Annotated in this window: 19 protein-coding genes; 10 read left to right on the forward strand and 9 right to left on the reverse strand. The window is 63.7% G+C overall.

The genetic code is table 11. From position 1 onward, the window contains the following. The first annotated feature begins 156 nt into the window (after positions 1 to 156). Both egtB and egtD read left to right on the forward strand, forming a co-directional pair. Positions 157 to 1,407, forward strand: coding sequence for an ergothioneine biosynthesis protein EgtB (gene egtB / locus BM338_RS20665; RefSeq protein ID WP_255367400.1), 1,251 nt, complete (start codon positions 157 to 159; stop codon positions 1,405 to 1,407). Between the two features lie 12 nt (positions 1,408 to 1,419). Further along, on the forward strand, positions 1,420 to 2,409 hold the full coding sequence (gene egtD, locus BM338_RS20670; RefSeq protein WP_090454479.1) for an L-histidine N(alpha)-methyltransferase: 990 nt from the start codon (positions 1,420 to 1,422) through the stop codon (positions 2,407 to 2,409). A 323-nt stretch (positions 2,410 to 2,732) separates the two neighbouring features. On the opposite strand, the gene mfd is transcribed toward egtD, so the two are convergent. Together mfd and BM338_RS20680 are read right to left on the reverse strand one after the other, a co-directional pair. Then, a complete protein-coding gene (gene mfd, locus BM338_RS20675) occupies positions 2,733 to 6,185 on the reverse strand; it encodes a transcription-repair coupling factor (RefSeq protein WP_090454481.1) in 3,453 nt (1,150 codons plus the stop codon). A 111-nt stretch (positions 6,186 to 6,296) separates the two neighbouring features. Beyond that, positions 6,297 to 6,908 (reverse strand): GNAT family N-acetyltransferase, encoded by a 612-nt coding sequence (locus tag BM338_RS20680; protein ID WP_090454559.1) that lies wholly within the window; start codon positions 6,906 to 6,908, stop codon positions 6,297 to 6,299. Positions 6,909 to 7,121: 213 nt separating this feature from the next. Between BM338_RS20680 and BM338_RS20685 the strand changes: the two genes are divergently transcribed. Further along, positions 7,122 to 7,505, forward strand: coding sequence for an MmcQ/YjbR family DNA-binding protein (locus BM338_RS20685; protein ID WP_090454483.1), 384 nt, complete (start codon positions 7,122 to 7,124; stop codon positions 7,503 to 7,505). 31 nt (positions 7,506 to 7,536) lie between these two features. Continuing rightward, positions 7,537 to 7,926 carry a VOC family protein gene (locus BM338_RS20690; protein WP_090454486.1) on the forward strand — a complete coding sequence of 130 codons (390 nt, stop codon included), beginning with the start codon at positions 7,537 to 7,539 and terminating at the stop codon, positions 7,924 to 7,926. A 1-nt stretch (position 7,927) separates the two neighbouring features. Here the strand turns inward: BM338_RS20690 and BM338_RS20695 are convergent, their stop codons facing one another. The 3 genes from BM338_RS20695 to rlmJ form a co-directional block, all read right to left on the reverse strand. After that, positions 7,928 to 8,836, reverse strand: coding sequence for a cation diffusion facilitator family transporter (locus tag BM338_RS20695; RefSeq protein WP_090454488.1), 909 nt, complete (start codon positions 8,834 to 8,836; stop codon positions 7,928 to 7,930). A 52-nt stretch (positions 8,837 to 8,888) separates the two neighbouring features. After that, positions 8,889 to 9,401, reverse strand: a complete 513-nt coding sequence (locus tag BM338_RS20700; RefSeq protein WP_090454491.1) for a Slp family lipoprotein — start codon at positions 9,399 to 9,401, stop codon at positions 8,889 to 8,891. A 111-nt stretch (positions 9,402 to 9,512) separates the two neighbouring features. After that, positions 9,513 to 10,400, reverse strand: a complete 888-nt coding sequence (rlmJ, locus tag BM338_RS20705) for a 23S rRNA (adenine(2030)-N(6))-methyltransferase RlmJ (protein WP_090454493.1) — start codon at positions 10,398 to 10,400, stop codon at positions 9,513 to 9,515. 954 nt (positions 10,401 to 11,354) lie between these two features. On the opposite strand from rlmJ, the gene BM338_RS20710 reads away from it, so the two are divergent. The 3 genes from BM338_RS20710 to BM338_RS20720 are packed head-to-tail and all read left to right on the forward strand — an operon-like array spanning position 11,355 to position 14,650. Continuing rightward, entirely contained in the window at positions 11,355 to 13,073 is a 1,719-nt protein-coding gene (locus BM338_RS20710; protein ID WP_090454496.1) for a copper resistance system multicopper oxidase, read from the forward strand. An 11-nt stretch (positions 13,074 to 13,084) separates the two neighbouring features. Then, entirely contained in the window at positions 13,085 to 14,050 is a 966-nt protein-coding gene (locus tag BM338_RS20715; RefSeq protein ID WP_255367401.1) for a copper resistance protein B, read from the forward strand. Between the two features lie 9 nt (positions 14,051 to 14,059). After that, positions 14,060 to 14,650 (forward strand): c-type cytochrome, encoded by a 591-nt coding sequence (locus tag BM338_RS20720; protein ID WP_090454500.1) that lies wholly within the window; start codon positions 14,060 to 14,062, stop codon positions 14,648 to 14,650. A 472-nt stretch (positions 14,651 to 15,122) separates the two neighbouring features. On the opposite strand, the gene BM338_RS20725 is transcribed toward BM338_RS20720, so the two are convergent. Further along, a complete protein-coding gene (locus tag BM338_RS20725) occupies positions 15,123 to 15,764 on the reverse strand; it encodes an NAD(P)-dependent oxidoreductase (RefSeq protein WP_090454502.1) in 642 nt (213 codons plus the stop codon). 55 nt (positions 15,765 to 15,819) lie between these two features. Further along, entirely contained in the window at positions 15,820 to 16,713 is an 894-nt protein-coding gene (locus BM338_RS20730) for an MBL fold metallo-hydrolase (protein WP_090454504.1), read from the reverse strand. A 117-nt stretch (positions 16,714 to 16,830) separates the two neighbouring features. Here BM338_RS20730 and BM338_RS20735 point away from each other — a divergent pair, with 117 nt between their 5' ends. Next, entirely contained in the window at positions 16,831 to 17,721 is an 891-nt protein-coding gene (locus BM338_RS20735; RefSeq protein WP_090454506.1) for a LysR family transcriptional regulator, read from the forward strand. A gap of 612 nt (positions 17,722 to 18,333) precedes the next feature. Here the strand turns inward: BM338_RS20735 and BM338_RS20740 are convergent. Both BM338_RS20740 and BM338_RS20745 read right to left on the reverse strand, forming a co-directional pair. Further along, positions 18,334 to 19,263 carry a DMT family transporter gene (locus BM338_RS20740; RefSeq protein ID WP_090454508.1) on the reverse strand — a complete coding sequence of 310 codons (930 nt, stop codon included), beginning with the start codon at positions 19,261 to 19,263 and terminating at the stop codon, positions 18,334 to 18,336. A gap of 116 nt (positions 19,264 to 19,379) precedes the next feature. After that, entirely contained in the window at positions 19,380 to 19,844 is a 465-nt protein-coding gene (locus tag BM338_RS20745) for a PadR family transcriptional regulator (RefSeq protein WP_255367402.1), read from the reverse strand. On the opposite strand from BM338_RS20745, the gene BM338_RS21845 reads away from it, so the two are divergent. Together BM338_RS21845 and BM338_RS20750 are read left to right on the forward strand one after the other, a co-directional pair. Next, on the forward strand, positions 19,833 to 20,087 hold the full coding sequence (locus BM338_RS21845) for a hypothetical protein (protein ID WP_255367403.1): 255 nt from the start codon (positions 19,833 to 19,835) through the stop codon (positions 20,085 to 20,087). The genes BM338_RS20745 and BM338_RS21845 overlap by 12 nt on opposite strands. Positions 20,088 to 20,229: 142 nt before the next feature. Then, positions 20,230 to 22,101, forward strand: a complete 1,872-nt coding sequence (locus tag BM338_RS20750) for an ABC transporter ATP-binding protein (RefSeq protein ID WP_090454562.1) — start codon at positions 20,230 to 20,232, stop codon at positions 22,099 to 22,101. Positions 22,102 to 22,185: the final 84 nt, after the last annotated feature.

The following is a 22,185-nucleotide window of genomic DNA, read 5'->3' on the forward strand; positions in this document are numbered from 1 at the left end:
CGCATTTGAGCGTCGTGTGACAGGTGCCTGTCAAGCATCTGCCATCGTCGTATCACGCAATGTGAACGAGGGCTCCGGCAAGGTAGCGGCCATGCGGTCCCGGCGACTTTCCCCACTCACCGATATGGCCCGGCAGGCGATGGACGGAGGTCGCTCGTGACCCTCTCCGATACGGCCTTGCGGGCGGAAAGCTTGCTGCAGCGCTTCCGCCAGGTGCGGGCGCGCAGCTTGGCCTTGTGCCAGGGCCTCAGCGCCGAGGACATGATGGTGCAGTCCATGCCCGACGCCAGCCCGGCGAAGTGGCACCTGGCGCATACCACCTGGTTCTTCGAACAGTTCGTGCTGGGGCGGGATCCGGCTTTCCGGCCACGCCACCCCGAGTGGCATTACCTGTTCAACTCCTACTACCAGACCGTCGGCCCGATGCACGCGCGGCCACAGCGCGGGCTGCTCTCACGCCCCAGCCTGGATGAGGTGCTTGGCTACCGCCAGCGGGTCGAGGCAGCCATGGAGGAACGGCTATCGCGCGAACTCGAACCCGCGCTGGCCGGCATCGTCGAACTCGGCCTGCAGCACGAACAGCAACATCAGGAATTGTTGCTTACCGATATCAAGCACGCGCTGTGGATGAACCCGCTGCGGCCCGCGTATGACGACAGCCTGGTGGCCAACTCGCCAGGTACGTCCGCCGCACTGAGTTACGTCGCTGGCCGCGACGGCATCGTGGAGATCGGTCACGCCGGCGATGGTTTCGCCTTCGACAACGAGGGCCCGCGCCACCGCACTTTGTTGCAACCACACCAACTTGCCAATCGTCCGGTCAGCAACGCGGAATACCGCATGTTCGTGCAGGACGGCGGCTACCGCGAACCGCTGCTATGGCTCTCCGATGGCTGGGCCACTGTGCAAACGGAAGGCTGGCGGCAGCCGCTGTACTGGCAGGACGACCTGGATAGCGCTTTCACCCTGGGTGGCGTGCAGGCGTTCGATCCGGCGGCGCCGGTCGCCCACCTCAGTTACTACGAAGCCGACGCCTTTGCTCGCTGGGCCGATGCACGGCTGCCCACCGAGGCCGAGTGGGAGAGCGCTGCCGAGCACCTGCCGGTGCGCGGCCATCTGTTGGACGAGCGGCCGCATCATCCACGCGCCGCCTCCGGCGAAGGCCTGCTGCAGATGTATGGCGACGTGTGGGAATGGACCGCTTCGCCCTATGTCAGCTATCCCGGCTTCAAGCCATTGCCCGGCGCGCTGGGCGAATACAACGGCAAGTTCATGAGCGGTCAGTGGGTCCTGCGCGGGGGCTCCTGTGCCACGCCGCATGACCATATCCGCGCCAGCTACCGCAACTTTTTTCCGCCACAGGCCCGCTGGCAGTTCGCCGGCCTGCGCTTGGCCCGCGATCGGTGAGAGAACGTATCGATGAGTCTGCAAGCTTTTGAACCGCGCGACGACGACCGTCGCCCACCCGCCAGCGAACTGCTGGAAATCGTCCAGCGCGGTCTACGCGCCAAGTTGAAACAGCTGCCGTCGTGGCTGTTCTACGACGAACGTGGCTCGCAATTGTTCGAGCAGATCTGCGAACAGCCCGAGTACTACCTGACGCGTGCCGAGATCGCCTTGCTCGACGTGCACGCGGCGGAGATCGCCGACGTGCTTGGCCCCGATGTGCGCCTGGTCGAATACGGCAGCGGCAACGCGATCAAGACGCGCCTGCTGCTCGAACATCTATCGTCGCCAGTGTCCTACGTGCCGGTGGAAATCGCCTCGGCTTCGCTGAAGGCAAGCGTTGAGCGCATGGCCGAGCAGTTTCCACGCTTGCCCATGCAACCACTGTATGCCGACTTCACTCGGCCGCTGCGTCTGCCCATTCCGCCGCGCGCCCCGCGCCGCACGATTGTCTATTTCCCCGGTTCCACCATCGGCAACTTCGAGCAGCGCGACGCGATCCAGCTGCTGCGCAAGATGCGCGACGAGATGGGTATGGCCGGCGGCATCCTGGTCGGCGCGGATCTAAAGAAAGACGTGGCATTGATCGAAGCGGCTTATAACGATCGCGCCGGCGTCACCGCCGAGTTCACTCTAAACATGCTGGCGCGAATCAATCGCGAGCTGGGCAGCAATTTCAATCTCGATGCCTTCCGCCATCGCTCGCACTACAACCCGCTGGCGGGGCGCATCGAGACGCACATCATCAGTTTGTGCGAGCAGAAGGTGCGCATTGGACGCATGCAGGCCAGCTTTGCCGAAGGTGAGGCGATGCTGGTGGAATACAGCTGCAAGTATTCGCCTACGGATTTTGCGGCGATAGCGGCCAAGGCCGGCCTGGAGGTTGCGCAGGTTTGGTTCGATCCGGAGGTGCTTTTCAGCGTGCAGTATTTGGTGCGAAAGGGTCCTGCGGTGCAGGCGTAGTTCGACGGTCCCTGCGACATTCCTTCCTACTCGTCATTCCGGCGGAGGCCGGAATCCAGTAGTGAAGCGCTTCGATGGTCGCGTCTGCGTGCCCTGGCTCGCCTGCCGCGGGCTTCCGAACCGCTGCCGCGGCTCGGGTCACTTTCTCTTTGCTGGCCCACGCACCCGCAGGAGTGGGTGCGAACAGCGCAGCTGGCCCGAAGGGCGGAGGGCATGGATGCCCGGAGTAAAGAGAAAGTAACCAAAGAGAAATGGCCTGAAGTGCAGGCGGTGTGCTCTGTAGCTACGTCTTTTCCGGTGTCAGGCTTTGGGATGGTTTTCTTTCAGCCCGGCCGCCGTGCTCCGAGCGCCACCAGCACTTCCTGCGCGGCGCGGATACGCTCGCTGGCGCCGGGTAGTTCCAGGATCACCCTGAGCTTGTCCTGGCCGTCCAGCTTGTATACGCGTGGCTGGCTCTGGATCAGGCGGATGATCGCCATCGGCTCTACCTCGGGTTTCTCGCGGAAGGTGATGCGGCCGCCGTTGGCGCCGAAGTCGAGCTTGCGAATACCCAATGGTGTAGCCATCAGCTTGAGATCTGCTACGGCGAATAGGTGCTTGGTGGCATCTGGCAGCAGGCCGAAGCGATCGATCATCTCCACCTGCAGGTCACGCAGGGCATCCTGGTTGCGTGCGCTGGCGATGCGTTTGTACAGGGTCAGGCGCGTGTGTACGTCGGGCAGGTAGTCGTCGGGGATCAGCGCCGGGAGGTGCAATTCCACTTCGGTCTCGTGCTCTGAACTGAGATCGAAATCGGGCACCTTGCCGGACTTGAGTGCGCGCACCGCGCGTTCCAGCAATTCGGTGTAGAGGCCGAAGCCGATCTCCTGAATCTGTCCGGACTGCTCATCGCCCAGCAGTTCGCCGGCACCGCGGATTTCCAGATCGTGCGTGGCCAGCGTGAAGCCCGCACCGAGTTCTTCCAGCGAAGCCAGTGCTTCCAGTCGCTTTTCCGCATCGGCCGTCATCGCCTTGCGATCAGGTACGACCAGATACGCATAAGCACGGTGATGCGAGCGACCCACACGTCCGCGCAGCTGATGCAGCTGGGCCAGGCCGAAGCGGTCGGCGCGGTTGATGACGATGGTGTTGGCGGTCGGAATATCGATGCCGGTTTCGATAATGGTGGTACACACCAGCACGTTGAAGCGCTGGCGATGGAAGTCCGCCATCACCTGTTCCAGCTCGCGCTCGGCCATCTGGCCGTGGGCAATGCCGATGCGCGCTTCGGGAATCAATTCCCCCAGTTCGCGCGCGCTGCGCTCGATGCTGTCCACTTCGTTATGCAGGAAATACACCTGTCCACCGCGCTGCAGCTCGCGCTGGAATGCCTCGCGGATGGTCGCCGGGTCCCACACCGAGACAAAGGTGCGCACGGCCATGCGGTGTGCGGGCGGCGTGGCGATCAGCGATAGATCGCGCAGGCCGCTCATCGCCATATTGAGCGTGCGCGGGATCGGCGTGGCGGTCATGGTGAGCAGGTCCACTTCCGCGCGCAGCTTTTTCAGCTGCTCTTTCTGGCGCACACCGAAGCGCTGCTCTTCGTCCACGATCACCAAACCAAGTTGCTTGAACTTGATGTCCGGCTGCAGCAGCTTGTGCGTGCCGATGATCACGTCGATCTGGCCATCGGCCAGTCGCTTGAGCGCGTCGTTCACTTCCTTGGTGGATTTGAAGCGCGAGAGTACGTCCACGCGCACCGGCCAGTCGGCGAAGCGGTCGGCGAAGTTGCGATAGTGCTGCTGAGCGAGCAGGGTGGTGGGCACCAGCACGGCGACCTGCTTGCCAGCAGTAGCCGCGGCGAAGGCGGCGCGCAGCGCTACCTCGGTCTTGCCGAAGCCCACGTCGCCGCAGATCACACGATCCATCGCGCGTGGCGCGGCAAGGTCACCCAGCACGGCCTCGATGGCCTGTTCCTGGTCTGGCGTTTCTTCGAACGGGAAGCTGGAGCCGAATTCTTCCACCAGCTGGCGGTCGATCGGCAATGACTCGCCACCGCGTGCTTCGCGCTGCGCATAAATCGCCAGCAGTTCGGCGGCAACGTCGCGCACCTTCTCCGCCGCTTTCTTACGCGCACGCTCCCACGCATCGCCACCCAGTGAATGCAGCGGCGCCAGTTCCGGCGCGGTGCCGGTGTAGCGGCTGACCAGGCCGAGCTGCGCCACCGGCACGTAGAGCTTGTCGCCCTTGGCGTATTCGATGGTGAGGAACTCGCCCTCCATCCCACCCAGCTCCATCGAAACCAGACCCTGGTAGCGACCCACGCCATGATCGACATGCACGATGGGCGCGCCGATGGTCAGCTCGGTGAGGTCGCGGATGATGCTGTCGGGATCACGTGCCGCGCCGCGTCGCCGCTTGCGCTCGCTGCGCACACGCTCGCCGTACAACTCGCGCTCGGTCAGTACGGTGATGGCCGGCTGCGTGAGTGCGAAGCCCTGTTCCAGCGTGGCTATAGTGATGGCGAATTTCGCGCCGCTCGCCGGCACGAAGCTTTGCCAGCCTTCGATGTTGTCCGGCTTCAATCCGGCGGCAGCCAGGGTTTCGATCAACGCTTCGCGCCGGCCGGCCGAATCGGCGGCAATCAGCACGCGGCCCGGATAGCTGGCCATGAAATGCCGCAGCGAAGTGCCCGGTTCCTCACCCTTGCGATTGAGCGGAAGCTCCGGCGCCGGCTGTGTGCCTATCGCTACGGCATGCTCGTGACCGCTTTCCACGATTTCCACGCGCAGACGCCGGTTGAGCTGCTCGCGCAGCTGCTCCGGTGGCAGATAGATTTCCGCGGGCGGCAGCACCGGACGTTCGATGTCGTGCGCGCGCTGGTCGTAGCGTTCGCCGGTCTGGTTCCAGAATTGATCGGCCGCATCCAGCGCGCCTTCGCCAAGCACGAACACGGCGTTGTCGGCGAGGTAGTCGAACAGCGTGGCCGTCTGCTTGAAGAACAGCGGCAAGTAATACTCGATGCCGCCCGGTGTCACGCCTTCCTTCATGTCCTGGTAGAGCGGACAGCGGCGGATATCGATGGGGAAGCGCTCGCGCAGGTTGCCGCGGAATTCTTTGGCGGCCTCTTCAGTCAGCGGGAATTCGCGTGCGGGCAACAGCTCCACACGATCCACCGTATGCTGCGAGCGCTGGGTTTCCGGATCGAAGCTGCGGATCGATTCGACTTCGTCGTCGAACAACTCGATGCGGTACGGCTCGACCGTGCCCATCGGGAAAATATCGATCAGCGCGCCGCGCACGGCGAAGTCGCCCGGCTCAGCCACCTGCGGCACATGGCGATAGCCGGCCGCTTCCAGCCGGCGCTGCTCGGCGGAGAGATCGAGCTTCTGCCCCTTCTTCAACACCAGTCCCGCGCCCGTGATATGGCTATGCGGGGCGATGCGCTGCATCAGGGTGGCGATCGGCACCACCAGCACGCCGCTCTGTGTCGATGGCAGGCTGAACAGGGTGGCGATGCGCTGCGAGACGATCTCCGGGTGCGGACTGAAGATGTCGTAGGGCAGGGTTTCCCAATCCGGGAAATGCAGCACCGGCAAGCCGCCGGCGAAGATGCGCAACTCATCCTCCAGCGCATGTGCACGCTGGGTGTCGCGTGTCACCGCCACCAGCAGGCCGCTATGCGAACGGGCTGCCTCGGCCACCAGCAGGGCGCGGGCTGAGCCGTGGGGCGGCGTCCAGTAACGGCGCTGCTTGGGCGTGGTGGGAAGGGGTGGATGCGGGATCAGGCTGGGCATGGGCAACGCTGCGTTCCGGGGCGCCGCCGTAGGCCGCGCCGGTGAAAGCGGGCAAGTGTAACGCGACCGCCCCGGAAGACCGGGGCGGCGCGCATACAAAACCAGAAGGAGTTAAAGGCGCAGCGAGATCTGCGCGGTACCGGGTTCGTCCGGCATCAGGCGCCGGGTGAAGCCCAGCTCCTTGCACAGCTCGAGCATCGGGCGGTTTTCCTGCAGAACATAGCCCCAGATCTCCGACAAACCACGGCGGCGGCAATCGTCGACCAAGCGCTGCAGTAGCAGCGCGCCCAGACCGAGGCGGGTCCAGTCCTGCTCCACCAGCACCGAGAACTCGGCGCTGTCGGCTGCCTCATCCACGTAGATGCGGCCCACGCCGCGCATCTCGGCCGGCCGCTCTGACTCGTCCATCAGCACATAAGCGGTCTCGATCTGCGGATCGATGCGGCACAGGCGCTGCGCCATCGGCGCCGGCAGTTCCGACATGGCATGCAGGAAGCGGCGTCGGATGTCCTCAGGCGACAGCCGCCTGAAGCAGCGTTGCAGGGCGGCGACGTCACCCGGCTCGATGGTGCGCAGGCACAACTCGCGTCCGTCGCGAGTCGTCACCTGCTCGCCCTTGGCCGGGGCGGTGGCCGTGGTGAGCTGGGGCCGGCCAAAGCGCTCGCGGCTGCGCGGTGGCAGTGGGCGCTTGGTGGCGTTGGCGAGATCGGAGAGAGGGATCATGAGCATGTCCATACTTTACCGTACTGTGTGCAGTGCAGCATGAATGAAGCCCCACGGTTTAGCCCTATTTCATGCGGCTTTGCGACGCAGTCCGTGCCCGCGATGTTGCGGCCCCGCATGGTTCGGCAGCCCGGCCGGGGCAGACAGCGCCGGACCCGGCCGTCAGAATGCTCCACCCGGCCGTCGGCCGGCGTCAGCAGGGAGTGAACGGCGATGGGCAAGACAGGCAAGGGCCTCACGGTGAAGCAGCTGGAAGCGCTCTGCGGGCATTGGCCAGGGGTTACCCGCGACATCAAGTGGGGCGCAGACCTGGTGTTTAGCGTCGGCGGCAAGATGTTCGTGGTCACCCCGGCAGATGGCTCGGAAGGCGGTCGCTTCTCCCTCAAGGTTGCCGACGAGCGCTTTCTGGAGCTTACCGACCAGCCCGGCATGGCGCCGTCGCCGTACTTGGCGCGGGCGCACTGGATCGCGGTCATCGAGCCGCGGCGCTTCGACACGCCCGAACTGGAGGCGCTCGTCCGCGCCTCCTACACCCTGGTGCGCTCCAAACTCACCAAGAAACTGCAGGCCGAACTGGCACAACTGCCGCCAACCTGATCCCACCGGTCTAATCCAACTCGGAGCACTCATGAAGCAACATATTGGCGGCCTCGCCCTGGTCGTGGCCGACTACGACGAGGCGATCGCCTGGTACACGCGCGTACTCGGTTTTGAATTGCTGGAAGACACCAAGCTGGGCGAAGACAAGCGCTGGGTGCTGCTGGCACCGCCCGGCTCGCAGGAAACACGCTTGCTGTTGGCGAAGGCCGCCACATCCGAGCAACAGGCCAGCGTCGGCAACCAGGCCGGTGGCCGGGTCTTCCTGTTCCTGCATACCGACGATTTCTGGCGCGACTACCGGCGCATGCAGGCGGCTGGCGCCGTGTTCTGCGAAGAACCGCGCGAAGAGGTCTATGGCACCGTGGTGGTGTTCCAGGACTTGTACGGCAACAAGTGGGACTTGCTGCAGCGCAAGTGATTCAGTCGGTCAGGTCCGGCTCGAAGAAACTCCACAGCACATCCGGAAACTGCGCCTTCATCGCGCGCTCCACTGCGTTGATGTTGTGGATCAGCGTGCGGTTGTCCACCGTAGGATTCATGCGGGCCTTGACCGACACCATCACGTCGGGGCCCAGCTGCAACGTGATCAGGTTGAGTACCACTTCCACCTCGGGGCGCGCGTTGAGAAAGCTCAATAGCTCCTCGCGACGGCGCGGCTCGACGCCCTGGCCGATCAACAGTGCTTTCACTTCCACCGCCACGGCGATGGCGACCACCACCAGCAGTACGCCGATAGCAATCGTGCCAAGCGCATCGAACACTAGGTTGCCGGTAAGGATGGTTGCCAACACCGCGAGCAGCGCCAGGGCCAGGCCGAGCAGGGCGGCCATGTCTTCGCCGAAGATCACCAGCAGTTCGCTCGAACGCGTCTCGCGGAACCACTGCCACAGGCTGCGGCCTTCGCGCGCCTTGTTCACTTCCTGCATGCAGCCGCGCATGGAAATGCCTTCCATGACGAGACCGAACACCAGCACGCCCACCGCCAGCCACGGCCGCTGCAACGGCTCGGGCGAGCCGAGCTTGTGCACGCCTTCGTAGATCGAGAACACACCGCCCACACTGAACAACAGGATCGCCACCAGGAACGACCAGAAATATAGCGCGCGTCCCCATCCCAGTGGGTATTCCTCGGTCGGCGCGCGCCGTGCCTGGCGCATACCGAACAACAGCAGGCCTTGATTGCCACAATCAGCCAGCGAATGCACCGCCTCGGCCAACATGGCGCTGGAACCCGTGAGAATCGCCGCCGCGAGCTTGCTGACGAAAATGGCGAAGTTGGCGCCGAGCGCGAGCAGGATCGCCTTCGTCGAATTGGCGTGGCCGGACATCGAGTTCCTTTCCTTGAAACAGTGCGTGTCAAATCATGCCCGGCGGGCAGACTCAGCGGATACCCACGCCCAGGCCAACGCCGAAGTGCACATTGTTCTTGCCGCTATCCATCTCGCTGGCCGTCCACACATGCGATTGCCCCACGCCGACCAGCGGGAACACATAGCTGGCCTCGCCAACTTTGCCCGCACGGCTGCCGGTAAGGCGGCCCTGCACGGTCATCAAGGCGCCGTCCGGGTAATTCAGCGGCTCGACGAAGCCCGGCATGATCGCGATAAAGCGGCCGGTGCCGCTGTCGCCAGCCTTGGGCCGTTGCGAGCCATCCAATGGGAAAGCCAGCATTTCGATCTCGCTGCGATCGGCCAGCGTATGCACAGACACGATGCGGCCGCCCCAGACCACATCGGCATTGGCATAACGCTCGGGCGCCTCGGCCACATTGAACGGCGCGGCGGCGATGGTGCCGGTGGCCTTGTAGATGGGCGCCGGCGCACAAGCCGCGAGCCACAGCAGCGAAGCGGGCAGGGCCGCGCGAAGGAGTGATTTGGCAAGGAAGGCGCGCATGATCGATCTCCGGTTCGCTTTATCGAGGGACGACACACAAAGCTTAGCCTCCGCCGCACACGTGCGGTAGACGCCCTGTAGGAGCGCACCCCGTGCGCTCCTACCTATCAGTCAGCTGGCGGTGGAATCTGCCATGAGCCAGTCCAGATGCCAGGTGGCCGGACGTTCTTTCGACAGCAGGCGACTCATGGCGCGCAAGGGTTCGCGCAATGCTTCGTCCAGCTTCCACGGCGCGTTGAGAATCACCATGCCCGAGCCGTTGAGGCGCAGCGGCGAGTCGTCAGGATGCACCAGCAACTCGGCGCGCAGCACGCGGCGCGCGCCGCAGCGTTGCGCCCAGCGCAGGAACGGTTGCACCTGGCTGCGCTGCTTGATCGGATACCACACCGCGTAGACGCCCGTCGGCCAGCGCAGTAGCGCTGCCTTCAAGGTCTGCTCGATGACGCGGTATTCCGCTTCCTGCGCTTCATAGGGCGGATCGATCAGCACCAGTCCGCGCTTTTCCTTCGGCGGCAGCAACGCCTTCAAAGCTTCATAACCATTGCGCTCATGCACGTGCACTCGCTGGTCGTTGCGGAACAGTTCGCGCAGGCGTGTCGCTTCTTCGGGGTGCAGTTCGCATAGCTGTGCACTGTCTTCCGCGCGCATGGCGTTGGCTGCCTGCAAGGGTGAGCCCGGATAGAGCTTCAGCCCGTCCTGGTTGCCGGGCAGGTCGAGGATCGCGTCCAGCCAGCGCCGCAGCAGCGGCGGCAGGGCGCCAGCCTGGGCGCCATCGGTCTGGTACATGTCGGGAAACAGCAGCCGCACGATGCCGTCTTTGTACTCGCCGGTCTTGCCGGCCTCGACGCCGTCCAGTGCATAGCAGCCGCTGCCGGCGTGGGTGTCGATCACGCAGAAGGGGGTGGGCTTGGCTTGCAGGGCTTCGATCAGCGCGAGCAGGACGGTGTGTTTGAGGACGTCGGCGAAGTTGCCGGCGTGGTAGGCGTGGCGGTAATTCATGGGGGGCTGCTGCGCCTGGGAGGGTTGGCAATTATAGGTTGCGTTTGGGGGTGGGTGCTCGAGACGACCTTTCGTGCTTCGTCATCCCTGCGTAGGCAGGGATCCAGTAGTGGTGCGCTCGGTTGTTGCGCCTGTGTGCCCTGGCTCGCCTGCCGCGGGCTTCCGAACCGCTGCCGCGGTCCGGGTCACTTTCTCTTTGCTGGCCCAAAGAGAAAGTAACCAAAGAGAAATGGCCTGAGAGCAGGCGGTGTGCTTTGTAGCTACGCATCTTCCAGTGTCAGACGTCGGGATCGTTTTCTTTAGGGCCTTTGCTGGCACATAGGTCCCGTTACCGACTAGCTTCGCATCGCCTAATGCAGCAGTGCTCCCTCCCCTGCTCGCAGGGGAGGGCTGGGGAGGGGTGGTGGGTGCTCGGCTTGCCGTTTCTAGTGAAACGCAAGCCGCTGCATTCGCATGGAGCCACCTCCAGAGTTGTTCGGGTTGGCGCAGGCTGGCTATGCTCACCTTATGCCCCGCCGTTTCCTCCCGCATCTGCGTCGCCGTCGCCTGCCTTTGGTGCTGGCGCTGTGTGCGTGGTTGATGTTGGTGGGGATGGCGTGGGCGCAGGGTGGTTGCTGTGATGAGCCGGCTGGCGGCGCGACTGTGATGTCGATGGATGGTCACGCTGGCATGCATGGCATAGATCATCATGGGGATCATCCGATGAGTCATGCGGCGGGTGATTGCGCCTGTACGCATGCGCCGGCAACGCTGCCTGGTGTGCCGGCTCTTGCTGCTTCGTCGGTCTTGCCGCGAGCGCAGGGATTGCCGCAGCCGCGAAACGATATGCCGCAACCGGCAAGCAGACCTCCTTTAAGGCCTCCGGCCGCCTGATTTCCGTAGCGTTGCGGCCGGGTTTGTTTCGGCCGTCTTCCCCTGCTCGTGTGGCAGGTGTGTGCATGACGGAGTCATTTCATGAATAAGCAGGATCCCCGCGGCATCTATTTGCCGCGTCGGCAGTTCGTGCAGGGTCTGGTGTTGGGCGGTGTGGCCGCCGGGCTGGGTTTGTGGCGCGGCAGTGCATTCGCACAGGCAGCAGCGACGCCACGCGCTGAGTTGAGCGGCAATCATTTTGAACTGGAGATCGGTGAGCTGCCGGTGGATTACACCGGGCGCAAGCGCATCGCCACCGTGGTTAATGGTCAATTGCCGGCGCCGCTATTGCGCTGGCGCCAGGGCGAGACGGTGACTTTGCGCGTGCGCAATCGTCTCGCGGTAACCAGTTCCATCCATTGGCACGGCATCATCCTGCCGGCGGATATGGATGGCGTGCCGGGTGTGAGTTTCGAAGGCATTCCGCCCGGTGGCGAATATCTCTATCGCTTCACCGTGAATCAGGCGGGCACGTATTGGTATCACAGCCATTCGCGCTTCCAGGAGCAGGTCGGGCTGTATGGCCCCATCGTGATTGAGCCACGCGATGGTGAGCGCCATCCCGCGCAACGCGACTACACGATTCTGCTGAGCGAGTGGACGGATACCGATCCCGAGCGGATCTACGCCAACCTCAAGAAACAGAGCGACTACTACAACATTGGCAAGCAGACCGCCGGCGATTTTCTGCGCGATGCGCGGCGTCAGGGTTTATCGCAGGCGCTCGCCGAGCGGCGCATGTGGCAGCAGATGCGCATGGACCCGAGCGATCTGGCCGACGTCTCCGCCATGACCTACACCTATCTCGCAAACGGGCACGCGCCGGCCGGCAACTGGACCGGCCTGTTCAACGCAGGCGAAAAGGTGCGGCTGCGCTTTATCAACGGCTCGTCGATGACCTTCTTCGACGTGCGCATTCCCGGTTTGAAGATGACCGTGGTCGCTGCGGACGGTCAGCCGGTGGAGCCGGTGAGCGTCGACGAGTTCCGCATCGGCACGGCAGAGACTTATGACGTGATCGTCGAGCCTTCAGCCGACCGTGCATGGACCATCTTCGCGCAAAGCATGGACCGCACCGGCTACGCACGCGCCACGCTGGCGCCGCGCGTCGGCATGGTTGCGGAGGTGCCGCCGCTCGATCCACGTCCGCTGCTGAGCATGGGCGACATGATGGGCTCGATGTCGCACGGCGGCATGGGCCATGACATGGCCGGCATGGATCATGCGGCGATGGGGCACACCATGGGTGCGTCCATGCAGCCGCTGAAGACTGGCGTAGAAGTGGACATGCGCGTGCCGCAACCACGCACCAATCTCGACGATCCCGGCGTCGGCCTACGCAACACCGGTCGGCGCGCGTTGACCTATGCTGATCTGCACGCCATCGACGCGCCGATCTCTCCGCGCGTGGACCGCGATATGACGCTACGCCTCACAGGCAATATGGAGCGCTATCTGTGGTCCTTCGACGGCACGCGTTTCTCCAACGCGGAACCGTTGCGGCTGAAGTATGGCGAGCATGTGCGGATCACCCTGGTGAATGACACCATGATGACCCACCCCATCCATCTGCATGGCATGTGGAGCGAGCTGGAAAATCCGCACGGCGAATTCCAGGTGCGCAAGCACACGCTGGTGGTGCAGCCCGCGCAACAAATCAGCTATCGGGTAAGCGCCGATGCGCTGGGGCGCTGGGCCTATCACTGCCATCTGCTCTACCACATGGAAGCGGGCATGTTCCGCGAAGTGGTGGTGGCATGAGCCGGATAACCATGAGCATCGCTGCCTTGTGCCTGGCCATATCAGGACATGCTGCTGCGCAGGACACGATGGCGGGGCATGAGCACCATCACGCGGAGACCCCGCCGGCCAAGAAGAAAACTGCTACGCACGAGCACATGTCGCACGACGGTATGGATATGCAAGGCGTGCCCGGCATGGAGCAGGCGAAGCCGGAAGCTACCGCGCCGATAGCAGACCACGCTGGGCATGCGATGGATAGGCCTGCTCCATCGGTGTTGCCGCCGAACGGGCACATTCCGCCACCGCCGCCCGCGACGCAGTTGGGCGCTATGTCACCCGAGCACATGTCCGACATGATGCAGATGGACGATCTTGCCCACCGCGGCATGTGGCTGTTCGATCGCCTCGAACGGACGCGTAGCATCCGCGGCGACTACGCCACGGCCTGGCAGGCCGAAGGCTGGTGGGGCGGCGACATCGATCGCGTATGGCTGCGCACCGAAGGCGAGCGCAGCAACGAAGGTACGCGTGATGCGCGTGCCGAAGTGCTATGGGGCCACGCCTGGAGTACGTTCTGGGACTGGCAGCTCGGCGTGCGCCACGATTTCGGGCAGGGGCCGAACCGGCAATGGCTGGCTGCCGGTGTGCAAGGATTGGCGCCGTACTGGTTCGAAACCCAGGCGACGTTCTACGCCGGGCCGCAGGGCAGAACCGCCTTGCGACTGGAAGCCAGCTACGACCTGCGTTTCACTCAGCGGCTGATTCTCGCGCCGGAGCTGGAGCTGAATTTCTACGGCAAGGACGACCCGCGTCGCGGTATTCGCTCGGGCCTGTCCGACATGGAGGCCGGTCTGCGCCTTCGCTACGAGTTCAGCCGCCGCTTCGCACCGTATGTCGGCGTGAACTGGACACGGCGCTTCACGGGTCGCGACATGCTTGGCGATGAATCTGCACGTGAAACCACCTGGGTTGCCGGCGTCCGGCTTTGGTTCTGAGGAGTGATCATGAAAACGTTCAAGATGCTGCTTGTTCTTGCCCTGCTGGTGCTGATCGTTACTGCAGGCTTTGTCGCTTCCGGAGTTTATGACATCGGTGCCGACAAACCGCACTGGTCGCTCACCGAGAAATTGGTGGGTGCTTTGCGCGATCGTTCAATCGCCCGCCAATCCGCGGGCATCGTGGTGCCCGACCTGGACGATCCCGCGCGCATCCGCAGCGGCGCACGCCGCTATGCCGAAATGTGCGCGGCCTGCCACCTCACTCCCGGTATGCGCAGCACTGAGTTGCGCGAGGGGTTGTATCCGCAGCCGCCGGATCTTGCACGGCATGGTGTGCATGACCCGGCGCAGGCGTTCTGGGCGATCAAGCACGGTATCAAGATGAGTGCGATGCCGGCGTGGGGGCGCAGTCATGACGATGCGGCGATCTGGGAGATGGTGGCGTTTGTGAAGCGGTTGCCGGAACTGGATGAGGCGGGGTTTGAGGGGTTGGCGGGGATGGCGGGGGATGATGGGCATGGGATGCATCATGACGATGATGATCATCCGGCGGGGGCGGCTTCTGTGCCTGATGGGGATGCTGATCACGCGCACTGATGCGCTGGTTTTTCTCTCTCCCTCCGGGAGAAGATTAGGCCCTCGCGATATCGCTTCTACATCGTCATTCCGGCGAAGGCCGGAATCCAGAGTGGTGCGCTCCGGTTTTAGCGTCTGCGTGCCCTGGCTCGCCTGCCGCGGGCTTCCGAACCGCAGCCGCGGCTCGGGTCACTTTCTCTTTGCTGGCCCAAAGAGAAAGTAACCAAAGAGAAATGGCCTGAGAGCAGGCGGTGCGCTCCGTAGCCATGCTGTTTCCAGTGTCAGAAGTCGGGATGGTTTTCTTCTAGGTCGGCCCTCATCGAAGCGCCACATCTCCCTCTCCCCTCCGGGAAGAGGGTTGGGGTGAGGGGTGGGTGCTCGGTGCAGCGTCGCTACTTCGCAGGCTTTTTCACTGCACCTTCGTCATCGCTGCATCTAGAAACTTCGAGAAAGGAAGAACACCGGGCGGCGAGATGCCGCCCAGCATAGGCGCTTAGTAAGCAACGGTAATGCGACGATTTGCAGCGTCTTGCTTCTCGATGCGATCAAGCAGGGCGACGGCGTAGTCGGCGATGGAGATTTTGCTGTTGCCTTCGGCATCGACCAGCAGTTGCTCGCCGCCGACGCGGTAGTGGCCGGTGCGGTCGCCGGGCTGGATCATGGCGGCGGGGCTGATGTAGGTCCATTCCACCGGGGACTTGCTGGCGCGGAACACTTCCAGTGCCTTGCCTTGGGCCTCAGCTTCCGGCTTCCACTCGGCGGGGAAGTGCGGGTCGTCGATGACGCGTTTGCCGGGGGCGACTTCCAGTGTGCCGGCGCCGCCGACCCACAGCAGGCGCTTCACGCCGGCTTTCGGCAGGTTGTCGAGCAGCACGCTGGCGTTGGCGGGCACGCTGTCGAGGTTGCCGTCGCGACGGGCGGAAAGGCTGGCGACGACGGCGTCGGTGCCGTGCACCGCGTCGAGCCAGGTGGAAGCGTTGGCGACGTCGCCGGTCACGATCTTGAGCTTGGCGTTCTTCTGCGGCAGGCGGGCCGGGTCGCGCACGATGGCGACCACGTCATAGCCGCGCGACAGTGCTTCGTCGAGGATGCCTTGGCCGATGTGGCCGGTAGCGCCGAACAGTGCGATTTTCATGACGATCTCCTGGGACGAACGGGTTGGGATGTGTGGGAGTGGGTGATGTCGTGGCTCAAGGCCACTTCATCTCGCCCTTGCTGACTTTGGCGCTGAGTTCCAGCGAGGACTTCTCGCCGGCCTGCGGATAGCGTTTTTCCATCGCGGCGACCAGCGCGGGGGCATCTTTGGCCTTGGCGGCTTCGGCGTCGTAGGCCTTGATGTAGTCGCGGGTGTAGCGCACCTGGCTGAGGTCGAACGCGCTGCCGGCCTGGTAGTGGCCGGGTACGACCTTGACCGGCTTCAGTGCATCGATGCGGTCGAGTGTCGCCAGCCACTGCTTGTGCGATTCCGGTGTCTGCGTATCGGCCATCCACACATGCAGATTGCCGAATACCACCACGCCGCCGACCACCGCCTTGAGCGAAGGAATCCACACGAAGCTGCGGTCGGGTGTGCGGCCGTCGAGACCGATCACGTCCAGCTTGCGGCCTTCCAGCGTAAGGCTGTTGCCGGGGAGCACTTCGGGCGTCACCGTCGCCGCAGGCGCATCCTGTTTCAGGATCGGGCCCCAATAGGCGAGTTTGGCTTTCGCAGTTTGCTGGATGTGTTCCACCGTTGGCTGGCTGGCGACGATCTTTGCGTCGGGGAACGCAGCATGCAGTACGTCGAGGCCGAAGTAATAGTCCGGATCGCCATGGCTGATGTAGATGGTGGCGAGGTGCTTGCCGGAAGCCTTGATCTTGTCGACCAGCTTCTGCGCATCGCCGCGGGCGAACTGCGCGTCGATCAGCACGGCATCGTGCTCGCCTTCGACCAGCACCGAGGTGACCGGGAAGATCGCCTTGTCGCCGGCGTTGTAGACGTCGAGCGTGAGCGGCCGGTTTGGAGCGCATTCCTTCGCCTGCGCCATGCCGGCGATGCCGGCCAGGGTGAGCGAGAGCAGCAGGGCGGTGCGAAGCGTACGCATGGAAGACCTCGGTCCAGGGGCTTTGAAGTGGGCATAGCATGCGCTGATCATTGATACGGATATACGTATCAAATGGGAATTCACTGTAAAGTGTGAATTGACAGTGGAGTTTGCCCCATGGCGCACGAGATCAACCTCAACCGGCTGGCGGTGTTTACGGCCTTGGTACGTGCGGGTTCCTTCACCGCGGCGGCCGAACAGCTGGGTATGACCAAGGCGATGGTCAGCCAGCATGTGGCGCGGCTGGAGCAGGAGCTTGGTGTGACCTTGCTGGTGCGCAGTACGCGGCGCATGTCGCTGACTGAGGCTGGCGCCACCTTTCACGCCGACTGTGTGCGCATCCTGGCCGACGCTGAGGCGGCCATTGAGCGCGTCGGCGAAGGCCACGACATGCCGCGCGGCACGCTGCGACTCACTACCTCGCTCGATTACGGCATCGCGGTGGTTGCGCCCAAACTGGCGAGCTTCATGCGGCTGTATCCCGCGGTGCAGGTGGATCTGGTGCTCAGCGATCACATCAGCGATGTGATCGCTGAGCGTTTCGATCTCGCGATTCGCGGCGGCTGGCTGCGCGATTCCACATTGCGCGCCACGCGGCTTGGCGGTTTTCGTCAGCTTCTGGTGGCGTCGCCTGCTTATCTTGCCGAGCAGGGCACGCCGCGCCGGCCGGAAGATCTCGCCGCACATCGCAGTATTGCCATGTCGGCGCTGCCGGCGCCGCTGCGCTGGACCTTCACCGCACAGGGCGGCACGCGGCGCACCGTGCGCATGCGCCAGACCGCACAAGCCAACAGCGCCGCCGCGGTGCGTTGTCTGGTGCTGGCGGGCGCCGGTGTGGCTGTGTTGCCGGACTATTTGGTGGAGGAGGACATCCGCGCCGGTCACTTGGTCGCTTTGCTGGCGCAGTACCGGCTGCCGGAAGGCGGCATCCATGCGGTGTATCCAGGGCGCAAGGCGCCCGCGAAAGTGCGCGCTTTCATTGACCACTTGCAAGGTAAGACGCCTTAGATCCTGCGAAAAATCGCTGATCAGGCCCTTGATTGGTGCTCTCCGGGTTGGGTTATCGCGACCTGGCCGCTTATGCAGCGGGCATTCCGCCTCGCTGCCGCGAGCCGGGTCACTTTCTCTTTGCTGGCCCAAAGAGAAAGTAACCAAAGAGAAATGGCCTGAGAGCAGGCGGTGTGCTCTGTAGATGCGCTTTTTCCAGTGTCAGACGTCTGGAGGATTTCTCTGCTTGCTCCCTCTCTCCTCTGGATCCGATTGGCGTCGAGTCAGAGCTATGCGCGCTTTTCTCCTCCCCCTGCTCGCAGGGGGAGGTCGGGAGGGGGTAAGCCCTTGCGACAACCTCTCCCGATACGCTTTCTCAAGTACTCACCCCTCCCCAACCCTCCCCTGCGAGCAGGGGAGGGGGCAAGAGCAAACCCGACGTCTGACACTGGGAAAGGCGTAGCTACAAAGCACGTCGCGCTCTTCCGACCATTTCTCTTTGGTTACTTTCTCTTTGGGTCAGCAAAGAGAAAGTGACTCGGGCGCCGGCAGGCGTCCGAAATGCCCGCTGCATAAGCGGCCAGGTCGCGACACCCCAACGATTGTCGCGAACACAAAGAACAACCCTCAGCACTACTCCACGACGCTGTGGCTTTCCGCGGTACCGAGCAGTTCGGTCTGCGTGGGCTCCTCACGCTTGCGATGGAGCAGCGGATGCATGAACACGGCCGCCAGGATGATGGCCACGCCGATATAGAACTTCCCGTTCAACTCATGCTGTTCGCCGAGCATCAGGATCGCCAGCACGATGGCGTACACCGGCTCCAGGTTGGTCACCATCTGCGTGCCGAACGCGCTCATGTGGCGCAGGGCTACCAGCGCCAGCGCGAACGGCAGCAGAGTACAGCCGAAGGAAAGCAGCAACAGCAACGAGGCATCGTGCAGGCTCGGGATCACGAACGCCGGGCCGACATGCGGCAGCAGCGGTGCGAGCAGGGTAAGGAAGATCGTGCCAGTGCCCAGTTCGATACACGTCACCGTGAGCGGATCGGCATGTTCCACGAAGCGCTTGTTGAGCGAGCCGAACAACGCGACCAGCAACGCGGACACCGTGCCCACCGCAATACCGAGCCGCATGTCGCTCGGCACACCGCCGACAACCATCGCTACACCCGGTACCACGGCCACGCCGATCAACAACTCGCGCGGATCGAACTTGCGCCGTGCGATCCACGGCTCCACCAGGGCGAGGAACACTGGCCCAAGCGCGATACACGTCGCCGCCACCGAAGCATTCGCCAGCTTGATCGCAGCGTAGAAGGTCAGCCAGTGCAGCGACACCAGCGCGCCGATGCCCGCATACGCCCAGCGCAGCCGCGCGGACATGGCCTTCAGTTCGCGCCACACCTTGGGCACCAGCAGCAGGGCCGATGCCACCAGCAGCATGCGCCACCACACCAGCGGCAGGGCCGGCAGCGTGATCAGCTTGCCGAGGATGGCGGTGAAGCCCCACAGCATGACGCAGAAGTGAATCTGCAGGCGGGCCTTGGTAACGGCTTGCATGGGGAGCGTTCGCGCAAAGATGGCCTGACATTCTAGCCGGGCCCATGCCCCCGCGCCGTGCCATGTAGGAGCGCACAGGGTGCGCTCCTACATGTCTCTGTCACGCCGGTGGGGCGTCACTCTTTATGGCGAGGACCCGCAGCAATCTCTGCCGCAGCCTTTTCAAGGATCGCCGCGATGCGCTGGGTTTCTTCCTTGCTCCACTCCGCGCCGCGCATCAGCAGGGCGTGCTTGATCGCATGCATGGTGTGGCGTATCGCCATCGGCAAAGCCATCTTGGCCGCCATGCGCGCGCTCTGCTCGGTGCGGCTCATCACGGCGTTGACCGCCTCCCGGTTTTCCTCGAGAAAGGCGCTGCCGGCTGCGGTGATCGCGTAGAGCTTGCGGCCGCCCTGTTCGTTTTCGACCTGGGCGTAGCCCAGCTCTTCCAGCATGGTCAGGGTGGGGTAGATCGCGCCGGGGCTGGGCGAGTAGTTGCCATGGAACATCTCCTCGATAGTGCGGATCAGTTCGTAGCCATGGCGCGGCTGCTGTTCGATCAGCGCCAGCAGTAGTAGCTTGAGGTCGCCGTGGCCGAACATGCGACCGCCGCCGCGCCGCCCGCCACCGCGCAAGCCGCTCCAGTCAGCGAAGAAATCTCCGCCACGAGGGCCGCCGAAATGGCCGCGCCCGGCATGGCGTGGTTCGTGGTCGCCCTCGTCGCCATCAAACGGGTCGTCATGCCTGAAGGGATGGGGACCATGGCCATGGCCGTGCCAACCCTGCCGCATGGCCCGGAAAAAGAAATGATGTCTATGCATTTGCGTAACTCCGATATATCGTAAGTACGGATTTGACGATATATCGTAAGAATATCTTTTGACAAGTGCCCGTTGCGGGGCGCCCGAATCCTTCCTCTGCAAGCATGGGGAGGAGAACAATGCACCGCTCAAGGAAGGACCCCACCCGATGTCGCGTGAAAACCGCATGGGCGGCGGCAGTAGCCGCCGCGCCGAGTCACCGCCCAAACAAAGCCTGCGCGAGCGCTTCGTCGCCATGCGCAACCTGCCGCCGTTCCTACGCGGGGTGTGGCAGACCAGTCCGTTCCTGAGCGTCTGCACCGTGGTGCTGCGGCTGCTGCGCGCGTTGCTGCCGGTGGCGACGCTGTATGTCGGCAAGCTGATCATCGATGAGGTGACTCACCTTATTCGCGCCGGCGTATTTCATGGCGACCTCTCCGCATGGTGGGACAGCGGCGATCTGAACCGGCTGGGCGGGCTGTTGTTGCTGGAGTTCGCGCTGGCGGTGGGCGCGGACGTCCTCGGCCGCATAGTGGCGCTGATCGACTCGCTGCTGTCGGAGCTTTACGCCAACACCACCAGCGTGCAGCTGATGGAGCACGCAGCTTCGCTCGACTTGGAAGATTTCGAGGATGCCGATCTGCAGGATCGGCTCGACCGCGCACGCCGCCAGGTAGCCGGACGCAGTTCGCTACTGTCGCAACTGCTGGGGCAGGCGCAGGACATCGTCACCATCATCAGCTTCGCCGTGGGCTTGGCGGTGTATGCGCCGTGGCTGATCGTGTTGCTGCTAGTCGCGCTGGTGCCGGTGTTTATCGGCGAGCTGCATTTCAATGCGCAGAGCTACGCGGTGAATTATCAGTGGACGCCGGAGCGCCGCGAGTTGGACTACCTGCGCATGATCGGCGCCAGCGCCACCACCGCCAAGGAAGTGAAGAGCTTCGGCCTCAACCGCTTCCTGATCGATCGCTATCGCGTGCTGTCGAAATCGATCTACCACGCCAACCGCGCTATCGCCTTGCGCCGGGCCGGCTGGGGCGGGTTGTTCACCACCATCGGCACCATCGGCTACTACGCCGCCTACGCAATCATCGCGTTCCGCACGGTGCAGGGGCATTTCAGCATTGGCGACCTTACCTTTCTGTCGGCCTCGTTCCGCCGCCTGCGCACCTTGCTGGAAGGCCTGCTGGTGGGCTTCTCACAGGTCGCGGGGCAGGCGCTGTATCTCGATGACCTGTTCTCGTTCTTCCTGATCAAACCAGAGATATTTACGCCCGAGCATCCGCGTCCGTTCCCGCATCCGATCCGCGAAGGTTTCGTGTTCGAGAACGTGGGCTTTCGCTATCCGGATGCGGAGCGCTGGGCGGTGCGGCATCTGAATTTCCATTTGCGCGCGGGCGAAGTGCTGGCCCTGGTGGGTGAGAACGGTGCCGGCAAGACCACCCTGGTCAAGCTGCTGTCACGGCTGTACGACCCCGACGAAGGCCGCATCCTGCTCGACGGCCATCCGCTGGCAGAATACGACCTGCAGGAGCTGCGCGCGAACATCGGCGTGATCTTCCAGGACTTTGTGCGCTATTACCTCAGCGCGGCGGACAACATCGCAGTGGGCCGCATCGAGGCGCGCGAAGATCATCCACGCATCCAAGCCTCGGCCCGCCGCAGCATGGCGAATGAAGTGATCGACCGCCTGCCGAAGGGGTATCAACAGATGCTCGGCAAGCTGTTCAAGGGCGGCGTGGATCTGTCGGGCGGCGAATGGCAGAAGATCGCCATCGCGCGTGCCTATATGCGCGATGCCCAGCTGCTGATTCTCGACGAGCCTACCGCCGCGCTGGATGCGCGCTCGGAGTACGAGGTGTTCCAGCGCTTCAAGGAGCTATCGCACGGCAAGACCGCGGTGATCATCTCGCACCGCTTCTCCACCGTGCGTATGGCCGACCGCATCATCGTGCTCGATCAGGGGCGGATCGAAGAAGTTGGCAGCCATCAGGAACTGATCGAGAAGAGCGGGCACTACGCGGAGCTGTTCGAGTTGCAGGCGGCGGGATATCGCTGAGGGGCTTGACCCCACCCCAGCCCTCCCCTGCTTCACGCAGGGGAGGGAGTTTTTGCTCCTCTCCCTGCTTGCGACGCGAAGCTA

Origin of the sequence: Dyella sp. OK004 (assembly GCF_900114495.1) — a bacterium.
Classification (GTDB): domain Bacteria; phylum Pseudomonadota; class Gammaproteobacteria; order Xanthomonadales; family Rhodanobacteraceae; genus Dyella_D.

Bases quoted from the DNA above. Each gene is read 5' to 3' on its own strand.
- BM338_RS20730 (WP_090454504.1), bottom strand. From the start codon at position 16,713: ATGCGTACGCTTCGCACCGCCCTGCTGCTCTCGCTCACCCTGGCCGGC.
- BM338_RS20735 (WP_090454506.1), top strand. From the start codon at position 16,831: ATGGCGCACGAGATCAACCTCAACCGGCTGGCGGTGTTTACGGCCTTG.
- BM338_RS20725 (WP_090454502.1), bottom strand. From the start codon at position 15,764: ATGAAAATCGCACTGTTCGGCGCTACCGGCCACATCGGCCAAGGCATC.
- BM338_RS20685 (WP_090454483.1), top strand. From the start codon at position 7,122: ATGGGCAAGACAGGCAAGGGCCTCACGGTGAAGCAGCTGGAAGCGCTC.
- BM338_RS20715 (WP_255367401.1), top strand. From the start codon at position 13,085: ATGAGCATCGCTGCCTTGTGCCTGGCCATATCAGGACATGCTGCTGCG.
- BM338_RS20695 (WP_090454488.1), bottom strand. From the start codon at position 8,836: ATGTCCGGCCACGCCAATTCGACGAAGGCGATCCTGCTCGCGCTCGGC.
- rlmJ (WP_090454493.1), bottom strand. From the start codon at position 10,400: ATGAATTACCGCCACGCCTACCACGCCGGCAACTTCGCCGACGTCCTC.
- BM338_RS20750 (WP_090454562.1), top strand. From the start codon at position 20,230: ATGGGCGGCGGCAGTAGCCGCCGCGCCGAGTCACCGCCCAAACAAAGC.
- mfd (WP_090454481.1), bottom strand. From the start codon at position 6,185: ATGCCCAGCCTGATCCCGCATCCACCCCTTCCCACCACGCCCAAGCAG.
- BM338_RS20700 (WP_090454491.1), bottom strand. From the start codon at position 9,401: ATGCGCGCCTTCCTTGCCAAATCACTCCTTCGCGCGGCCCTGCCCGCT.
- egtD (WP_090454479.1), top strand. From the start codon at position 1,420: ATGAGTCTGCAAGCTTTTGAACCGCGCGACGACGACCGTCGCCCACCC.
- BM338_RS20720 (WP_090454500.1), top strand. From the start codon at position 14,060: ATGAAAACGTTCAAGATGCTGCTTGTTCTTGCCCTGCTGGTGCTGATC.
- BM338_RS20690 (WP_090454486.1), top strand. From the start codon at position 7,537: ATGAAGCAACATATTGGCGGCCTCGCCCTGGTCGTGGCCGACTACGAC.
- BM338_RS20740 (WP_090454508.1), bottom strand. From the start codon at position 19,263: ATGCAAGCCGTTACCAAGGCCCGCCTGCAGATTCACTTCTGCGTCATG.
- BM338_RS20680 (WP_090454559.1), bottom strand. From the start codon at position 6,908: ATGATCCCTCTCTCCGATCTCGCCAACGCCACCAAGCGCCCACTGCCA.
- BM338_RS20745 (WP_255367402.1), bottom strand. From the start codon at position 19,844: ATGTTCGGCCACGGCGACCTCAAGCTACTACTGCTGGCGCTGATCGAA.
- BM338_RS20710 (WP_090454496.1), top strand. From the start codon at position 11,355: ATGAATAAGCAGGATCCCCGCGGCATCTATTTGCCGCGTCGGCAGTTC.